The organism is Mycobacterium sp. (assembly GCF_019247635.1).
GTDB lineage: Bacteria > Actinomycetota > Actinomycetes > Mycobacteriales > Mycobacteriaceae > Mycobacterium.
Map to the genome: position 1 here is coordinate 1 of NZ_JAFBAR010000090.1, position 16,146 is coordinate 16,146.

Genomic DNA, 16,146 nt, shown 5'->3' on the forward strand with positions numbered 1-16,146 from the left:
ACGCTACGGTGTCGGCGAGGATGACGTCGACGACCTGCTCCGCAACGGCGTGCTGGTGGACCTGTATCCGTTGGTGCGCAAGAGCATTCGCGTGGGTGCCGAGTCCTTCAGTCTGAAGGCGCTCGAGCCACTCTACATGGGCGCCGAACTGCGCTCCGGCGATGTGACCACCGCCGCAGACTCCATCACCTCCTACGCACGGTACTGCGAACTGCGCGACGCCGGACGCCTCGACGACGCCGCCAACGTCCTGAAGGAGATCGAGGACTACAACCGTTATGACTGCCGGTCGACCCGGGAACTGCGCAACTGGCTCGTGATGCGCGCCTTTGAGGCCGGGGTCACCCCGATCGGCGTCCAACCGGTTCCCGACGTCGGCAAGGTCGAAGACCACGACCGGCTGGCCGCGACCCTGGCGGCCTGCACCGGCGACGCCGCGGCCGGCGAGCGCAGCCCTGAGCAGGCTGCCGTGGCACTGATCGCGGCGGCGCGCGGCTACCACCGTCGTGAGGACAAGCCGTTCTGGTGGGCGCACTTCGACCGGCTCAACTACCCCGTCGACGAATGGGCGGACAATACAGACGTTTTCGTGGTCGCCGACGCCCAGGTTGCCGTCGATTGGCACCTGCCCCCTCGCGCACGAAAGCCGCAACGCCGGATGCGGCTCACCGGCGAATTGGCGCGCGGTGACCTCGCTGGGGAGGTGTTCGCGCTTTACGAACCTCCGGCGCCGCCCTGCATGACGGATGATCCCGACCGTCGGGGCGCCGGGCGCGCGAAGGTCGTCGATATCGACGACCCCAGCCTGCCGAGGGAAGTGGTCATCCTCGAGCGAACAGGCAAGGACGGCAACATTTTTAGTCAGCGACCGTTCGCGCTTACGCCCGGACCACCGGTGCCAACGACCGCCCTGCGCGAGTCGATCGAAGCGACGGCCACAGCCGTGGCGGCCGGGTTGCCTGCATTACCCCGCATCGCGCTGGTGGACATCCTGTTGCGCCGGCCGCCGCGGACCCGCAGCGGCGCACCGCTCCCGCGGGGCAGCGACGTCGTCGCCGGCATCACCGCGGCCGTGCTGGACCTGGACTCGTCTTACCTGGCGGTGCACGGACCACCGGGAACGGGCAAAACCTACACCGCCGCGCAGGTAGTTCGGGAATTGGTCACCGAGCATGCCTGGCGCGTCGGTGTCGTCGCGCAGTCCCATGCCGCGGTGGAGAACGTGCTGGCCTGCGTCATCCAAAACGGCCTGGACGCGCAGCGGGTCGCCAAGAAGCGGCATGATCACACCGCTGCGCCCTGGCAAGAGATCGGCGAAGGTGACTACGCCGCGTTCGTTGCCGACACCGAGGGATGCGTGATCGGTGGCACGGCCTGGGATTTCGCCAACGGCAACCGGGTACCGGCAGGCAGCCTGGATCTGCTGGTTATCGATGAGGCCGGCCAGTTCTGCCTGGCCAACACGATCGCGGTAGCCCCGGCGGCGAAAAACCTGCTGTTGCTTGGTGATCCGCAACAACTGCCGCAGGTCAGCCAGGGTACTCATCCCGAACCGGTGGACATCTCCGCGCTGGAATGGCTGGTCGACGGCCAGCGGACGCTGCCCGACGAGCGCGGTTACTTCCTGGACCGCTCCTACCGGATGCACCCGGCGATCTGCGAGGCCGTCTCGATGCTGTCCTACGAGGGCAGGCTGCATTCCCACGCCCAAACGACCGCCGGGCGTCGCCTCGACGGATACCCGCCGGGCGTGCGCGTGCTTTCGGTTGCCCACCAGGGTAATTCGATCGAAAGCCCGGACGAGGCCGACGCCATCGCCGCCGAGATCGGGCGCCTGCTCGGCACACCGTGGACCGACGAACACGGCACCCGGTCCTTGACCGCCGCCGACGTGATGGTGCTGGCGCCCTACAACGCCCAGGTGGCGCTCGTGCGGCAGCGACTCGCGCAAGCCGGGTTGCAGGGAGTCGGGGTTGGGACGGTCGACAAGTTCCAGGGTGGGCAGGCACCCCTGGTCTTCCTCTCGATGACGGCGTCATCGATCGACGACGTGCCCCGGGGAATCTCGTTTCTGCTCAACAGGAATCGGCTCAATGTCGCGATCAGCAGGGCGCAGTACGCGGCGGTGATCGTGCGTTCGCCGCTGCTCACCGAGTATCTGCCCGCCACGCCGGATGGCCTGGTGGATCTGGGCGCGTTCCTCGCGCTGACGCAGGCCCTTTGAAGCCTTACGCTCCGGACGAGTGCCGACCGGAGGTCGCCGGATCGTCGGGATCGCTGGTCTGTGCGGGATCGCCGACCCTACGCAATCGCTCCCCGGGATCTATGTGCGAGCCGTTGTGCGCGAACCCAATCGGATCAGCACGCGGCTGCGGGCGGACACGCACGCCGGACGGCGGGCGCACCGGCTGGCCCCGGGGCGGCTGGCCCCGGCGAACCGGCGGGACCGGGCGCCCCGACGGGACCGGGCGCCGCGGCGGGACCGGACGCCCCGACGGGACTGGGCGCCCCGGCGGGGCCGGGCGCCGCGGGACCGGAGGCGCCGGGATGGGTTCGCGCACCAGGACGTACTCCACGTAATCGTCGTCGTCAAACCACTCGTCGTCGGAAGCGTCGCAAGCCCCGGACGCCCCGCGCGCTCCGGACGCCCCGAACGCCCCGGACCCCCCGAACGCCCCGGACGCCCCACCCGCTCGACGGGCGTTATCGCGGGCAAACGCCGACGTGGCAAAACCGGCCAGCAACAGCGCGGCGATGATCCCGAACAAGACGACGAAGGCGGGCAGCAGCATCGACTGGGACAGCGCGGCCGCGAACGGTTCGCGGACGAACGTGGGCAGCTGCAACGAGCCGGCCGGCACGTGCCCGTCGCCGCGCGGCATCTCGGCGGAGATCCGCGACGCCATGAACGCGGCCATGCCCGCACTGCCCAGCACCGCCCCCAGCTGGCGCGTCGCGTTGTAGACACCCGAGCTCGCGCCGGCCAACTCCGACGGCAGGTGCCGGGTCGCGGTGGCGGCCAGCGGCGACCAGACGAACGCCATCCCGACGCCGAGCGCACACATCGGCAACACCAGCCGCCAGATCGGCGTGTCGGGTGCCATCTCGATGGAAAGCCAGGTAGCCCCGATCGCCAGCATCGAGAAACCGAAGCCGAGCACCGGCTGTGGCGGGTATCTGTCGACGATCATGCCGACAACCGGTGCCAACGCCCCGCTGGTCACAGCCATCGGCGCGATCAACAATGCCGAGAGGGTCGGTGACAATCCGCACACGCCTTGGGTGTAGAACGTCAGCGGCAGCATCATCGCCGTCGTCGCGAAGGCGGTAAGGGCCACCCCGACGTTGCACAGACTGAAGTCCCGGTCGGCGAAGATGCGCAGCGGGATCAGCGGCTCGCTGGCGTTGATCAGCTGCCAGTAGCCGAACGCCGCCATCAGGCCCAGGCCGGCCACGATCACCGCCCAGATCCAGGGCGCCCAACCAGCGGACTGGCCCTGCTGCAGTCCGAAGACGATGGCGAACATGCCCAGTCCGGATAACCCCACCCCAACCAGATCGAAGCGGTGCGATTGGGTGGGCAGCGCCGGCACCAACCACACCGCCAACGCCAACCCGGCGACACCTATGGGCACGTTGACGAAGAAAATCCACTCCCAGCCCAGCCCGTCGACCAGCACGCCGCCGGCCAGCGGCCCGACCAGGCTGGCAACGCCGGCGGTGGCACCCCACATGCTCATCGCCGCGCCGCGGCGCTGCGCGGGGAAGATCCGAGTGATCGTCGACAAGGTTTGCGGGGTCAGCACCCCGGCGCCGACGCCCTGCACGACGCGCGCGGCGATCAGCATGGCGGCGCTGCCCGACAGCCCGCACCACACCGACGCCAGCGTGAACACGACCAGACCGATCAGGTAGAGGTTCTTCGGGCCGTACCGGTCCCCCAGCCGCCCGGCCACCAGCAGCACGACCGCATACCCGAGCAGGTAGGCGCTGGTCACCCAGATGACGGTGGCGTAGCCGACACCCAACTCGGCCATGATGGTCGGGTTGGCGATGGCGACGATCGTCGCGTCCAGCATGATCATGAAGAACCCGATCAACATCGCCCACAGCGCGCTCCATGGGTTCCCGGAGTGGCTGGCCCCGGGGCCCCGGCTCGTCGCCGCGTGAAACGACATGACTGGACACCTCACTTCGGGTTCCGACGCGATCGATACCCAAGCCTGCATTATTCCGGTCGGGCAAATGGGGGCGGGCAGAAACTTCTGCGGGCCCGCACTCGTTGAACTGGCACGCTTAACCTGGTTAGACGCGTAGCGCAAGAGAGGCAACATGAACGCCCGACGGAACAGGTCTGTACCGGACCCGCTGTCAACCACCGACGGTGGTCGGCCCAAGGCGTCCGCACGTGCATTGGCGCAGGTCATCGAGCGCAGCTCACGGGTTCAGGGCCCGGCGGCGCAGGCCTACGTGGCCCGACTGCGCCGCGCCCACCCGGGTGCCGGCCCCGCCGAAATCGTCGCCAAGCTGGAAAAGCGCTACCTGGCCGCGCTGACGGCCAGCGGTGCGGCGGTGGGTTCGGCAGCGACGTTCCCGGGCGTCGGGACCCTGACGGCGCTTTCCGCGGGCGCCGGGGAGACCGTCTTCTTCCTCGAGGCCACCGCCGTATTCGTGTTGGCGACGGCCGAGGTGTACGGCATCCCGGCCGACCACCGGGAACGGCGCCGCGCCTTGGTGCTGGCCGTGCTGGTCGGTGACGACAGCAGGCGGGCCATCGGCGAACTGATCGGTCCGGGCCGCACCCACGGCGGATGGCTCACCGAGGGCATGGCCGCGCTGCCGATGCCGACTCTGGCGCGGCTGAACACGCGGTTGCTCAAGTACGCGGTCAGGCGCTACACGGTCAAACGCGGTGCGCTGTTGATGGGCAAGATGCTGCCGGTCGGCGTCGGCGCGGCGGTCGGGGGCGCCGGCAACCGGATTTTCGCCAAGAAGATTGTGCGCAACGCGCGGCAGGCGTTCGGTCCGCCGCCACCGCGCTGGCCGGTGACGCTGCACCTGTTGCCGGCGGCCGATGACGCCGGTTAGCCGGCGCTTCCGCCGTCTCCCTGGCGAATTGACAGCAAAGGGTTAGCCTTTATTGGGGCGGGCCCCGCCGGGACTGCCGTAACTGTGAATTACCAGGTAACCGGGAATCAGGAACGTGCACGCGTCATTTGAGAGCGCTTGTACACCCTTGCAGGACAAAAGAATTGAGGCGAACAGCGGCCGTGGGCAACACAAGTTCACCGTTCGGGCAAAACGAGTGGCTGGTCGAGGAGATGTATCGCAAATTCCGCGACGACCCGTCCTCGGTGGACCCGAGCTGGCACGAGTTCCTGGTCGACTACAACCCCGATGACGAGGCGAATCAGGAAGCCGCCGCCGACAGCCGACCCGTCTCGCCCGCGCCGCAGGTCAGGCCCGCGGTAACGCCCCCCAAGTCCGTCACCGCCGCGGGCAACGGCGTACCCGCGGAACCTTCCCCGCCCGCCCCGGCCCCGCCGGCGGCCACGGCACCGGCGGCCCCGGCGCCGGCCCCGCCCGCCCCGGCGCCCAAGGCCGCCACTCCCCCACCGCACGAGGACGACGAGGTGCAGGTGCTGCGCGGAGCCGCCGCGGCCGTCGTCAAGAACATGTCCGCGTCGCTGGACGTGCCGACGGCGACCAGCGTCCGCGCCATTCCGGCCAAGCTGTTGATCGACAACCGGATCGTCATCAACAATCAGCTCAAGCGCACGCGCGGCGGCAAGATCTCGTTCACCCACCTGCTGGGCTATGCGCTGGTGCAGGCGGTCAAGCAGTTCCCGAACATGAACCGGCACTACGCCGAGGTGGACGGCAAGCCCACCGCCGTCACGCCGGCGCACACCAATCTGGGCCTGGCCATCGACCTGCAGGGCAAGGACGGCAAGCGCTCGCTGGTGGTGGCCGGCATCAAGCGCTGCGAGGAGTTGCGCTTCGCGGAATTCGTCTCCGCCTACGAGGACATCGTGCGCCGCGCCCGCGACGGCAAGCTGACGGCGGAAGACTTTGGCGGCGTGACGATTTCGCTGACAAACCCCGGCACCATCGGCACCGTGCACTCGGTGCCGCGGCTGATGGCGGGCCAGGGCGCCATCATCGGGGTCGGCGCCATGGAATACCCCGCCGAGTTCCAGGGCGCCAGCGAGGAACGCATCGCCGAACTCGGTATCGGCAAGCTGATCACCCTGACCTCGACCTACGACCACCGCATCATCCAGGGTGCGGAATCGGGTGACTTCCTGCGCACTATCCACCAGATGCTGCTCTCGGACGCCTTCTGGGACGAGATCTTCCGCGAGCTGGGCAACCCGTACCTGCCGGTGCGCTGGAGCACGGACAACCCGGACTCCATTGCCGACAAGAACGCCCGGGTGATGGATTTGATTGCGGCCTACCGCAATCGCGGTCATCTGATGGCCGACACGGACCCGCTGCGGTTGGACAAGTCCCGCTTCCGCAGCCACCCCGACCTCGAAGTGCTGACCCACGATCTGACGCTGTGGGACCTCGACCGGGTGTTCAAAGTCAACGGCTTTGCCGGTTGCGAGTTCAAGAAGCTGCGCGACGTGCTGGGCCTGCTGCGCGACGCCTACTGCCGGCACATCGGCGTGGAGTACACCCACATCCTCGACCCCGAGCAAAAGGCGTGGCTGGAAGAGCGGGTCGAGACCAAGCACGTCAAACCGACTGTGGCCCAACAGAAGTACATCCTGAGTAAGCTCAACGCCGCCGAGGCGTTCGAGACCTTCTTGCAGACCAAATACGTTGGGCAGAAGCGCTTTTCACTGGAAGGCGCCGAGAGCGTTATCCCCATGATGGACGCCGCGATCGACCAGTGCGCCGAGCACGGCCTGGATGAAGTGGTCATCGGGATGCCGCACCGCGGCCGGCTCAATGTGCTGGCCAACATCGTCGGCAAGCCGTATTCGCAGATCTTCAGCGAGTTCGAGGGCAACCTGAACCCGTCGCAGGCGCACGGCTCCGGCGACGTCAAATACCACCTCGGCGCCACCGGTGTTTACCTACAGATGTTCGGCGACAACGACATTCAGGTGTCGCTGACCGCCAACCCGTCGCACCTGGAGGCCGTCGACCCAGTGCTCGAGGGCCTCGTGCGGGCCAAGCAGGACCTGCTCGACAAGGGGGCCGACCGCGCGGACTCCTTCTCGGTGATGCCGATGATGCTGCACGGCGACGCCGCCTTCGCCGGCCAGGGAGTGGTCGCGGAGACGCTGAACCTGGCGAACCTGCCCGGTTACCGCGTCGGGGGCACCATCCACATCATCGCTAACAACCAGATCGGGTTCACCACCGCGCCGGAGTTCTCCAGGTCCAGCGAGTACTGCACCGATGTCGCAAAGATGATCGGCGCGCCCATCTTTCACGTCAACGGCGACGACCCTGAGGCCTGCGTGTGGGTCGCCAAGCTGGCCGTGGACTTCCGGCAACGATTCCAGAAGGACGTCGTCATCGACATGCTGTGCTACCGCCGGCGCGGGCACAACGAGGGTGACGACCCGTCGATGACCAACCCCTACATGTACGACGTGGTGGACACCAAGCGCGGGGCGCGCAAGAGCTACACCGAAGCCCTGATCGGTCGCGGCGACATCTCGCTGAAGGAGGCCGAGGACGCGCTGCGCGACTACCAGGGCCAGCTGGAGCGGGTGTTCAACGAGGTCCGCGACCTGGAAAAGCACGGCGTCCAGCCCAGCCTGTCGGTCGAGTCCGACCAGATGATCCCCGCCGGGCTGGACACCTCGGTGGACAAGTCGCTGCTGGCCCGGATCGGCGACGCTTTCCTGGCCCTGCCCGACGGGTTCACCGCGCACCAGAGGGTGCAGCCGGTGTTGGAAAAGCGCCGGGAGATGGCCTACGAGGGCAAGATCGACTGGGCCTTCGGCGAGTTGCTGGCGCTGGGTTCGCTGGTGGCCGAGGGCAAGCTGGTGCGGCTGTCGGGGCAGGACACCCGGCGCGGCACGTTCTCGCAGCGGCATTCGGTGATCATCGACCGCAACACCGGCGAGGAGTTCACCCCGCTACAACTGCTGGCGACCACCAAGGACGGCACGCCCACCGGCGGCAAGTTCCTGGTCTACGACTCACCGCTGTCCGAATACGCCGCCGTCGGCTTCGAGTATGGCTACACCGTGGGCAACCCCGACGCCGTCGTGCTGTGGGAGGCCCAGTTCGGGGACTTCGTCAACGGCGCGCAGTCGATCATCGACGAGTTCATCAGCTCCGGCGAAGCCAAGTGGGGCCAGCTGTCCACGGTGGTGTTACTGCTGCCGCACGGCCACGAGGGGCAGGGGCCCGACCACACGTCCGGGCGCATCGAGCGCTTCCTGCAGCTGTGGGCCGAGGGTTCGATGACGATCGCGATACCGTCGACGCCGTCGAACTACTTCCACCTGTTGCGCCGCCACGCACTCGACGGGGTGATGCGTCCGCTGATCGTGTTCACGCCGAAGTCGATGCTGCGCAACAAGGCCGCGGTGAGCGACATCAAGGACTTCACCGAGACCAAGTTCCGCTCGGTGCTCGAGGAGCCGACGTACGAGGACGGCATCGGCGAGCGCGGCAAGGTCAACCGGATCCTGCTGACCAGCGGCAAGATCTACTACGAGCTGGTCGCGCGTAAGGCCAAGGACAACCGCGACGACGTCGCGATCGTGCGTATCGAACAGCTGGCCCCGCTGCCGAAGCGTCGGCTCGACGAGACGCTGAACCGCTACGAGAACGCCGAGGAGTTCTTCTGGGTGCAGGAGGAGCCGGCCAACCAGGGCGCGTGGCCGCGGTTCGGCCTGGAGCTGCCCGAGCTGCTGCCGCGGCTCAGTGGGATCAAGCGGATTTCGCGTCGGGCGATGTCGGCGCCGTCGTCGGGCTCGTCGAAGGTGCACGCCGTCGAGCAGCAGGAGATCATCGACACCGCGTTCGCCTGAGTTTGCACAGCGGCGAGGCCCTCCGCATTCGGTACCCGGGGTACTGGCTAACCTCGACGCTGAGCCGATACGACGGAAGGACACTCATGGAGGGGTTCGCAGGCAAGGTGGCCGTAGTCACCGGCGCGGGTTCGGGGATCGGGCAGGCGCTGGCCCTCGAGCTGGGCCGCTCGGGCGCCAGCGTGGCGATCAGCGATGTCAACACCGAAGGGCTGGCGCAGACCGAGGAGCAGCTCACGGCCATCGGCGTGCCGGTCAAGGCCGACCGCCTCGACGTGACCGAGCGCGAGGCCTTCCTGCTCTACGCCGACGCGGTCGCCGAGCACTTCGGCAAGGTGAACCAGATCTACAACAACGCCGGCATCGCCTTCACCGGTGACATCGAGGTCAGCCAGTTCAAGGACATCGAACGGGTAATGGACGTTGACTTCTGGGGCGTCGTCAACGGCACCAAAGCGTTCCTGCCGCACCTCATCGCTTCCGGCGACGGCCACGTCGTCAACATCTCCAGCGTGTTCGGGCTGTTGGCGGTACCCGGGCAGGGGGCCTACAACGCGGCCAAGTTCGCTGTCCGCGGTTTCACCGAGGCGCTGCGGCAGGAGATGAAGTTGGCGGGCCACCCGGTGAAGGTGACCACGGTGCACCCCGGCGGCATCAAGACGGCGATCGCTCGCAACCAGACGGTGGCCGAGGGCCTCGACCACGACGAACTGGCGAAGCTGTTCGACAAGCGGCTGGCCAGCACCAGCCCCCAACGGGCCGCCCGCGTCATCTTGGACGCGGTGCGCAAGGACAGGGCGCGGGTACTCGTCGGCACCGACGCCAAGGCCCTGGACCTGATGGTGCGGCTGACGGGTTCCGGGTACCAGCGGCTCGTCGCCTTGACCACGGGCCGCATGATGAGCCACAAGGCGCCGAGATTGCCGTGAGGGCTGTGATTCCGGCGGTATCGCGACCATGGCGGCAATCTCGACGCCTCAAGCTCACCGCCCCAGCGGGTGTTCCGCCAACCACGCGCCCGCGACCGCCTGCGGGTCGGCGCCGCCCGCCACCTGACGACGCATGTCGACCAGGGCCGCGGTGTCCAGCACCCCGGCCACCTCGTTGATCGCCAACAGTTGCCGATCCGACAACGCGTTGCGCCGATACAGCGGCACCACATTCTCGGCCTGGATCAGCGCGGGTTTGCCGTCGGCCAGCACCACCAGGTCCCCGGGTGTGTCGAACGCGGCGGTCGTGGTCCACGCCGCGCTCAGCTCGCCGGAACGTAACGCCGTCATCATCGCTGCGCCAGAAGGGAATTCACGCGCAGCAGGCAGCCGGCAGGAACCCACAGACGCCGGCACCCGGGCACCGGCGACCATCCCGAGCACCAGCCCATCGCAGTGACCGGGCAGTTCGCTCAGGTCGCTACCGCCCCACGCGGCCGCGGTGGCCCCGGTCACCGCCATCGCCGGCTTGTCTTCGGCGGCGGTGGTGTAGTCGCCGGCGACGATCCCCTCGGGCAGCGCCGCGACCATCGCGCGGTAGACCTGGCTGTCCGACAGCACCGCGACGCCGGGCTGGAACGTCCGCAGCACCGTGCCGGTGAACGCGGGGACGACGGTAAACGCACCGGAGTCCAGTTTCGCCAGCGGGTCCGGCGCGGTTTCGACGCGCGCCCCGAACCCATATGACCGCAACGCCGCCACGTAGACGTCGGCGAGCAACACCGACTCCGAATCCGGCCAGGACCCGACCACCAATTCCGGGATGCGGTCGCCCGAGGCGCAGCCCGCGGCTGCAACCAGCACGGCCACCAGCAGCGCGACCAGCCTCCTCACACGAAGGTGTCTGCCGCGAAAGCCACTGCTTCCCCGTAGAGCGCGAGATCGTCGCTGACCACGGGGGCCGCCACCATCTTTTCGGTGATCTGGCGCGCCCCCGCGTCCAGCGCCCCGCGGAAAATCCCGGGGAACGCGAGCGCGTTGTTGGTACTGACCGCCCCACACACGCGTTATTCAGATCAGCTTGAGCTCCGTGACGGCGCTGCGCTCGTCGGCCAGCTCGGCGGTCGACTTGTCGATGCGGGCGCGGGAGAAGTCGTCGATCTCCAACCCCTGCACGATGGACCAGTCGCCGTCCTTGGTGGTCACCGGGAACGACGAGATCAGGCCCTCGGGAACGCCGTACGAGCCGTCGGAGACGACGGCCATCGAGACCCAGTTGCCTTCGGGAGAGCCCAACAGCCAGTCCCGGGCGGCGTCGACGGTCGCCGACGCGGCCGACGCCGCCGACGAGGCCCCGCGCGCGTCGATGATCGCCGCGCCACGCTTGGCGACGGTGGGGATGAAGTCGTTCTCGATCCAGGCCTGGTCGTCGACCACCTCGGCGGCGTTGCGGCCGCCGACCTCGGCGTGGAAGATGTCGGGGTACTGGGTCGCCGAGTGGTTGCCCCAGATCGTCATCTTCTTGACGTCGGTGACCTTGGCGCCGGTCTTGGCGGCCAGCTGCGAGATCGCCCGGTTGTGATCCAGCCGGGTCAGCGCCGAGAACCGCTCCTTGGGAATGTCGGGGGCGTTGCTCAGCGCGATCAGGGCGTTGGTGTTGGCCGGGTTGCCGGTCACGCCGATGCGGATGTCGTCGGCGGCCACCTCGTTGAGCGCCTTGCCCTGCGCGGTGAAGATCGCGCCGTTGGCTTCCAGCAGGTCGCCGCGCTCCATGCCCGGGCCGCGCGGGCGCGCCCCGACCAGCAGCGCCAGGTTCACGCCGTCGAAGATCGTGTTGGCGTCGGCGCCGATTTCGACGCCGGCCAGCAGCGGGAACGCGCAGTCGTCGAGCTCCATCACGACACCCTCGAGCGCCTTCAAGGCCGGCTCGATCTCGAGCAGACGCAGCTCGATCGGACGGTCGGGGCCCAGCAGCGAACCGCTGGCCAGGCGGAACAACAGGCTGTAGCCGATCTGGCCGGCGGCACCGGTGACGGCGACCTTCAGAGGACTTGCGCTCACGTCGGATGGCTCCTTATGGAGAGATTGGTTTCGGGTCCGAAACTAGCGCACCCGCGCCGTGCCGAATTCGCCGGTCCGCAACTTTTCACCCATCGTTGAGCCCCCGCGCGTACCATGAACCACCGCCCGATCAGCCCCTGCCGCACCCGACGGTTGATGGGAGGATGAAGTCATGCCCCGGGGATTCGATGCGTTGCCCGAAGTGCTCCGACCCGTCGCGCGGGCCCGCGTCTACGAGCCGCATGTGCACCCCGTCCCCGCCCCTGCCCAGCCATTGGTCGATTGCGGCGTCTACGTCGAAGGCGAGCGACTGCCCGGCAAGTACGGCTACGCCGACGCCCTGGGCAAGGTGCGCGAGATCGAAGGGCTCGGCCGGGACGCGTTCGTCTGGGTCGGATTGCACGAGCCCGACGAGCGCCACATGCAGGAAGTGGCGGACGTCTTCGGATTGCACCCGTTGGCGGTGGAGGACGCCGTGCAGGCCCAGCAGCGACCCAAGCTGGAGCGGTACGACGACACCTTGTTTCTCGTGCTGAAGACCGTCAACTACGTCCCGCACGATTCTGTGGTGCTGGCCCGCGAGATCGTCGAGACCGGCGAGATCATGATCTTCGTCGGCAACGACTTCGTGGTGACGGTCCGCCACGGTGAACACGGCGGGTTGGCCGACGTGCGCAAACGGATGGACGCCAATCCCGAGCAGCTACGCCTGGGCCCGTACGCCGTGATGCACGCCATCGCCGATTATGTGGTGGACCACTACCTCGCCGTAACCAGGCTGATCGAGTCCGACATCGATGCCATCGAGGAGGTGGCCTTTTCGCCGGGCCGCACCCTCGACGTCGAACCGATCTACCTGCTCAAGCGCGAAGTCGTCGAATTGCGGCGGAGCGTCAGCCCGCTGTCGGCGGCGTTCGGGCGCATGCAGAACGAGAACAAGGACCTGATCTGCAAGGAGGTGCGGCGTTATCTGCGTGACGTCGCCGATCACCACACCGAGGCCGCCGACCAGGTCGCTTCCTACGACGACATGCTCAACTCGCTGGTGCAGGCCGCGTTGGCGCGGGTGGGCATGCAGCAGAACAGCGACATGCGCAAGATCTCGGCCTGGGCCGGAATCGTCGCGGTGCCCACCCTGGTCGCCGGGATCTACGGGATGAACTTCAAATTCATGCCCGAGCTCGACGAGCACTGGGGTTACCCGGCGGTGATCGGCGGCATGCTCGCCGTCTGTGTCCTGTTGTACGTCAGCTTCCGCAGGCAGGGCTGGCTTTAACGCGCAGAGCGCCAGGGGCTCGAGCCGTCGCCCGATTCGCGTCGTCATCCGGCGCTGCTCACCTTCGTCATCGGGTGGCAGTCACATGTGCCGCACCCGCCCCAGTTCTGCGGGCACCGCTCTTTTTGCCCGGCTCTCAGCGACAACGAACGCGCAACGGTCGTTGTCGCTGAGAGCCGGGCAAATAGCCGACTGCCCCCCGGCGGGGTACCGACGTGACAGCTGGGGCCGCCGCCCGCAGCGACCGACCGGCAGCGACCGAGCGGCAGCGACCGACGCTGGCAGCGACCGACCGGCAGCGACCGACGCTGGCACCCCAATCACCGCTCCAAGCCGTCCTCCCGCCACGCCTCACGCATGGACTCGGCACCCTTGAGCCGCACCCAGGCCGCCTCGGTCGCGGTGACGGGCGTGGCGGACAGGAAGCGCACGGGGTCGCGGGGCGCCGGCAACCCAACATCGGGAATATCGCTGCGGCCCAACAACATTGCGGTGAACGACACGCCCTCCCACAGCGGCGAACCGAGGTCGATCAGCGCGTCGGCCGCCAGCACTATACCCTCCACGGCGGGCGTCGCGGCCAATATCGCCAGGCTGCGGGTCAGGCCGGTGATCGGTCCCGGATTGCGCAGGCGCAGCACCACTTCGGCACGCGGACCACGCAACTGATCCACCGCAAACTGTGCTGGGTCGACCATCGGATGTCGCGAGCACCCCAGCGACACGTAGTGCACCTGATCCCCAAGGGTGAACCGCAACACCTCGATAGGTTCGGTCCCCAGAAACGTCACGCTCGCCGAATCCGGCTGCACGCCAAAGTAATCACGCAGGTGCGCGCGCACCCGGTCTAGTGTCACTCCGCAACCGGCAGCGTCAGGTTGACGCCCGACTCCACGTCGAAAACGGCGACCTTTGTGGTGTCGAAGGCCAACTCGATCGTCCCACCCGTGACCGCCTTCGATTCGGCGGGAACCCTTGCCACAAAGTGGTTTTCATTCACCTCGCCCTCGGCGGCCAGCTCGTCGAGCTGGGCCGCATGCACCTCGGGGCCCGCGATACGGAAATACACATACTTGTCGGCGCCCAGGGTTTCGACCAGATCGACCTTCACCTCGAAGGTCAGCGCCCTGATCCGCTGGTAGCCGTCGATCAGCGCGGCGTCGGCAACGTGCTCGGGCCGCACCCCGACGATGACCCCGCCCGGTCCCGGTCCCGTCCCCGGATAATGCTGCGCGATGACAGCCTGGACCTGCGGCGCCAGGGTCACCTCGCCGAACGGCAAGGCCAGGCCGATCGACGTCAGGGTCGCCGGAAGGAAGTTCATCGCCGGCGAACCGATGAAGCCCGCGACGAACAGGTTGGCGGGCCGTTCGTACAACTCATCCGGCGGGCCGATCTGTTGCGCGACCCCCCCGTGCATGACCACGACGCGGTCCCCGAGCGTCATCGCCTCGGTCTGATCGTGCGTGACGTACACGGTGGTGGTACCCAATCTGCGTTGCAGACGGGCGATCTCGCCGCGCATCTGCACCCGCAACTTGGCGTCCAGATTCGACAGCGGCTCGTCCATCAGGAACGCCTTGGGCTGCCGCACAATTGCCCTGCCCATCGCTACCCGCTGTCGCTGCCCGCCCGATAACTGCGACGGTTTACGGTCCAGAAGTTCGGTCAGGTCAAGGACTTTCGCGGTATCCGTGACCTTCTTTGCGATCTCGTCCTTCTTCATCTTGGCCAGCGTCAACGGAAACGCGATGTTCTGCCGCACAGTCATATGCGGGTAGAGCGCGTACGACTGGAACACCATGGCGATGTCGCGGTCCTTGGGTGCCTTCTCGTTCACCCGCTCGCCGCCGATGCGCAGCTCTCCCGACGAGATGTCCTCAAGTCCGGCAATCATATTCAGCGTCGTGGTCTTGCCGCAGCCGGAGGGTCCGACCAGGATCACGAACTCCCCGTCGGCGATGGTGATGTTGAGGTCGCGCACCGCCATCGCCCCGTCGGAGTAGTTCTTGCTGATGCGCTCCAGCACTATCTCGGCCATCGGGCTATCCCTTCACAGCGCCAGAGGTCAATCCGGCGACGATCCGTCGTTGGAAGATTAGGACAAAGATGATGATCGGGACCGTGATCACAACCGCACCCGCAGCGATCGATCCGGTGGGTTCCTCGAATTGCGAACTACCGCTGAAGTTGACGATCGCCACCGGCGCGGTGATCGCCACCTTGGTGGCGGTCAGTGACAGCGCGAGCAGCAGGTCGTTCCAGGCGAAGATGAACACCAGGATCGCGGCGGTCACCAGCCCCGGAGCCGCCAGCGGGACGATCACTTTACGGAAAGCCTGAGCCGGCGTGGCGCCGTCCATCTTCGCCGCCCTTTCCAGATCCCATGGGATCTCCCGGAAGAACGCCGACAGCGTGTAGATGGCAAGCGGGAGCGCGAATGTGATGTACGGCAGGATCAGTCCCGGCCAGGTATCGAAAAGCCCGACGACGCGCTCGATGTTGAACAACGGGGTGACCAGCGAGATGGCCGGGAACATGGTGATCAACAGCGCGGTACCGATGAGCAGTCGCTTACCGGGGAAGTCCAACCGGGCGATCGCGTAGGCCGCCATCGCGCCGAGGACGACGGCAATCACGGTGGTAATCAACCCGATTCCGACGGAGTTGACCAACGCCGAGTTGAACACGTCGCCACGGAAGATGCCGCGGTAGTTGTCCAGAGTCACCGACGACGGAATCAGCCTCCCGTCCTTGACCGTTGACGTCGGTTTGAGCGACAGCGACAGGATCCACAACACCGGAAGCAGTGCATAGGTCAGGACCAAGAAGTCGACGACCACCCAGAACGCGCCGCGCCGCAAGCCCACCG

Annotated in this window: 11 protein-coding genes and 1 pseudogene; 5 read left to right on the forward strand and 7 right to left on the reverse strand. The window is 67.4% G+C overall.

Translation table 11 applies throughout. The features are described 5' to 3' along the window. Window positions 1–2,224 (forward strand): DEAD/DEAH box helicase (locus JO236_RS14105; protein WP_293331115.1); only part of this gene is annotated, 2,224 nt, incomplete at its 5' end. Window positions 2,225–2,228: 4 nt separating this feature from the next. Here JO236_RS14105 and JO236_RS14110 read toward each other — a convergent pair. Then, a complete protein-coding gene (locus JO236_RS14110; RefSeq protein WP_293331118.1) occupies window positions 2,229–4,178 on the reverse strand; it encodes an MFS transporter in 1,950 nt (649 codons plus the stop codon). Between the two features lie 154 nt (window positions 4,179–4,332). Between JO236_RS14110 and JO236_RS14115 the strand changes: the two genes are divergently transcribed. The 3 genes from JO236_RS14115 (at window position 4,333) to JO236_RS14125 (ending at window position 9,937) form a co-directional block, all read left to right on the forward strand. Further along, on the forward strand, window positions 4,333–5,088 hold the full coding sequence (locus JO236_RS14115) for a hypothetical protein (RefSeq protein WP_293331121.1): 756 nt from the start codon (window positions 4,333–4,335) through the stop codon (window positions 5,086–5,088). A gap of 182 nt (window positions 5,089–5,270) precedes the next feature. Next, complete coding sequence (locus JO236_RS14120; RefSeq protein ID WP_293331124.1) at window positions 5,271–9,008, forward strand: multifunctional oxoglutarate decarboxylase/oxoglutarate dehydrogenase thiamine pyrophosphate-binding subunit/dihydrolipoyllysine-residue succinyltransferase subunit; 3,738 nt, start codon at window positions 5,271–5,273, stop codon at window positions 9,006–9,008. An 86-nt stretch (window positions 9,009–9,094) separates the two neighbouring features. Further along, entirely contained in the window at window positions 9,095–9,937 is an 843-nt protein-coding gene (locus JO236_RS14125) for an SDR family NAD(P)-dependent oxidoreductase (protein WP_293331127.1), read from the forward strand. A gap of 54 nt (window positions 9,938–9,991) precedes the next feature. Here the strand turns inward: JO236_RS14125 and JO236_RS14130 are convergent, their stop codons facing one another. From JO236_RS14130 to JO236_RS14140, 3 genes and pseudogenes are all read right to left on the reverse strand, one after another. After that, on the reverse strand, window positions 9,992–10,831 hold the full coding sequence (locus tag JO236_RS14130) for a glycine betaine ABC transporter substrate-binding protein (RefSeq protein WP_293331130.1): 840 nt from the start codon (window positions 10,829–10,831) through the stop codon (window positions 9,992–9,994). Beyond that, window positions 10,828–10,980, reverse strand: a pseudogene (locus JO236_RS14135) (NAD-dependent malic enzyme); the annotation flags it as partial. The pseudogene JO236_RS14135 and the gene JO236_RS14130, both read right to left, overlap by 4 nt. A 28-nt stretch (window positions 10,981–11,008) precedes the next feature. Continuing rightward, on the reverse strand, window positions 11,009–11,998 hold the full coding sequence (locus tag JO236_RS14140) for a malate dehydrogenase (protein ID WP_293331133.1): 990 nt from the start codon (window positions 11,996–11,998) through the stop codon (window positions 11,009–11,011). Window positions 11,999–12,170: 172 nt separating this feature from the next. Between JO236_RS14140 and corA the strand changes: the two genes are divergently transcribed. Then, window positions 12,171–13,274, forward strand: a complete 1,104-nt coding sequence (gene corA, locus JO236_RS14145; protein WP_293331136.1) for a magnesium/cobalt transporter CorA — start codon at window positions 12,171–12,173, stop codon at window positions 13,272–13,274. Between the two features lie 320 nt (window positions 13,275–13,594). On the opposite strand, the gene JO236_RS14150 is transcribed toward corA, so the two are convergent. Genes JO236_RS14150 through JO236_RS14160 form a run of 3 tightly spaced genes read right to left on the reverse strand, consistent with a single transcriptional unit; the run spans window position 13,595 to window position 16,144 of the window. Next, window positions 13,595–14,131 carry a suppressor of fused domain protein gene (locus JO236_RS14150; RefSeq protein WP_293331139.1) on the reverse strand — a complete coding sequence of 179 codons (537 nt, stop codon included), beginning with the start codon at window positions 14,129–14,131 and terminating at the stop codon, window positions 13,595–13,597. Continuing rightward, entirely contained in the window at window positions 14,128–15,315 is a 1,188-nt protein-coding gene (locus JO236_RS14155) for an ABC transporter ATP-binding protein (protein ID WP_293331143.1), read from the reverse strand. The genes JO236_RS14150 and JO236_RS14155 overlap by 4 nt, the downstream gene beginning before the upstream one ends. A 4-nt stretch (window positions 15,316–15,319) precedes the next feature. Next, window positions 15,320–16,144 (reverse strand): carbohydrate ABC transporter permease, encoded by an 825-nt coding sequence (locus JO236_RS14160; RefSeq protein WP_293331671.1) that lies wholly within the window; start codon window positions 16,142–16,144, stop codon window positions 15,320–15,322. Between the last annotated feature and the right edge of the window lie 2 nt (window positions 16,145–16,146).

Coding starts and splice junctions, on each gene's coding strand:
- JO236_RS14155 (WP_293331143.1), bottom strand. CDS start 15,315: ATGGCCGAGATAGTGCTGGAGCGCATCAGCAAGAACTACTCCGACGGG.
- JO236_RS14125 (WP_293331127.1), top strand. CDS start 9,095: ATGGAGGGGTTCGCAGGCAAGGTGGCCGTAGTCACCGGCGCGGGTTCG.
- JO236_RS14110 (WP_293331118.1), bottom strand. CDS start 4,178: ATGTCGTTTCACGCGGCGACGAGCCGGGGCCCCGGGGCCAGCCACTCC.
- JO236_RS14115 (WP_293331121.1), top strand. CDS start 4,333: ATGAACGCCCGACGGAACAGGTCTGTACCGGACCCGCTGTCAACCACC.
- corA (WP_293331136.1), top strand. CDS start 12,171: ATGCCCCGGGGATTCGATGCGTTGCCCGAAGTGCTCCGACCCGTCGCG.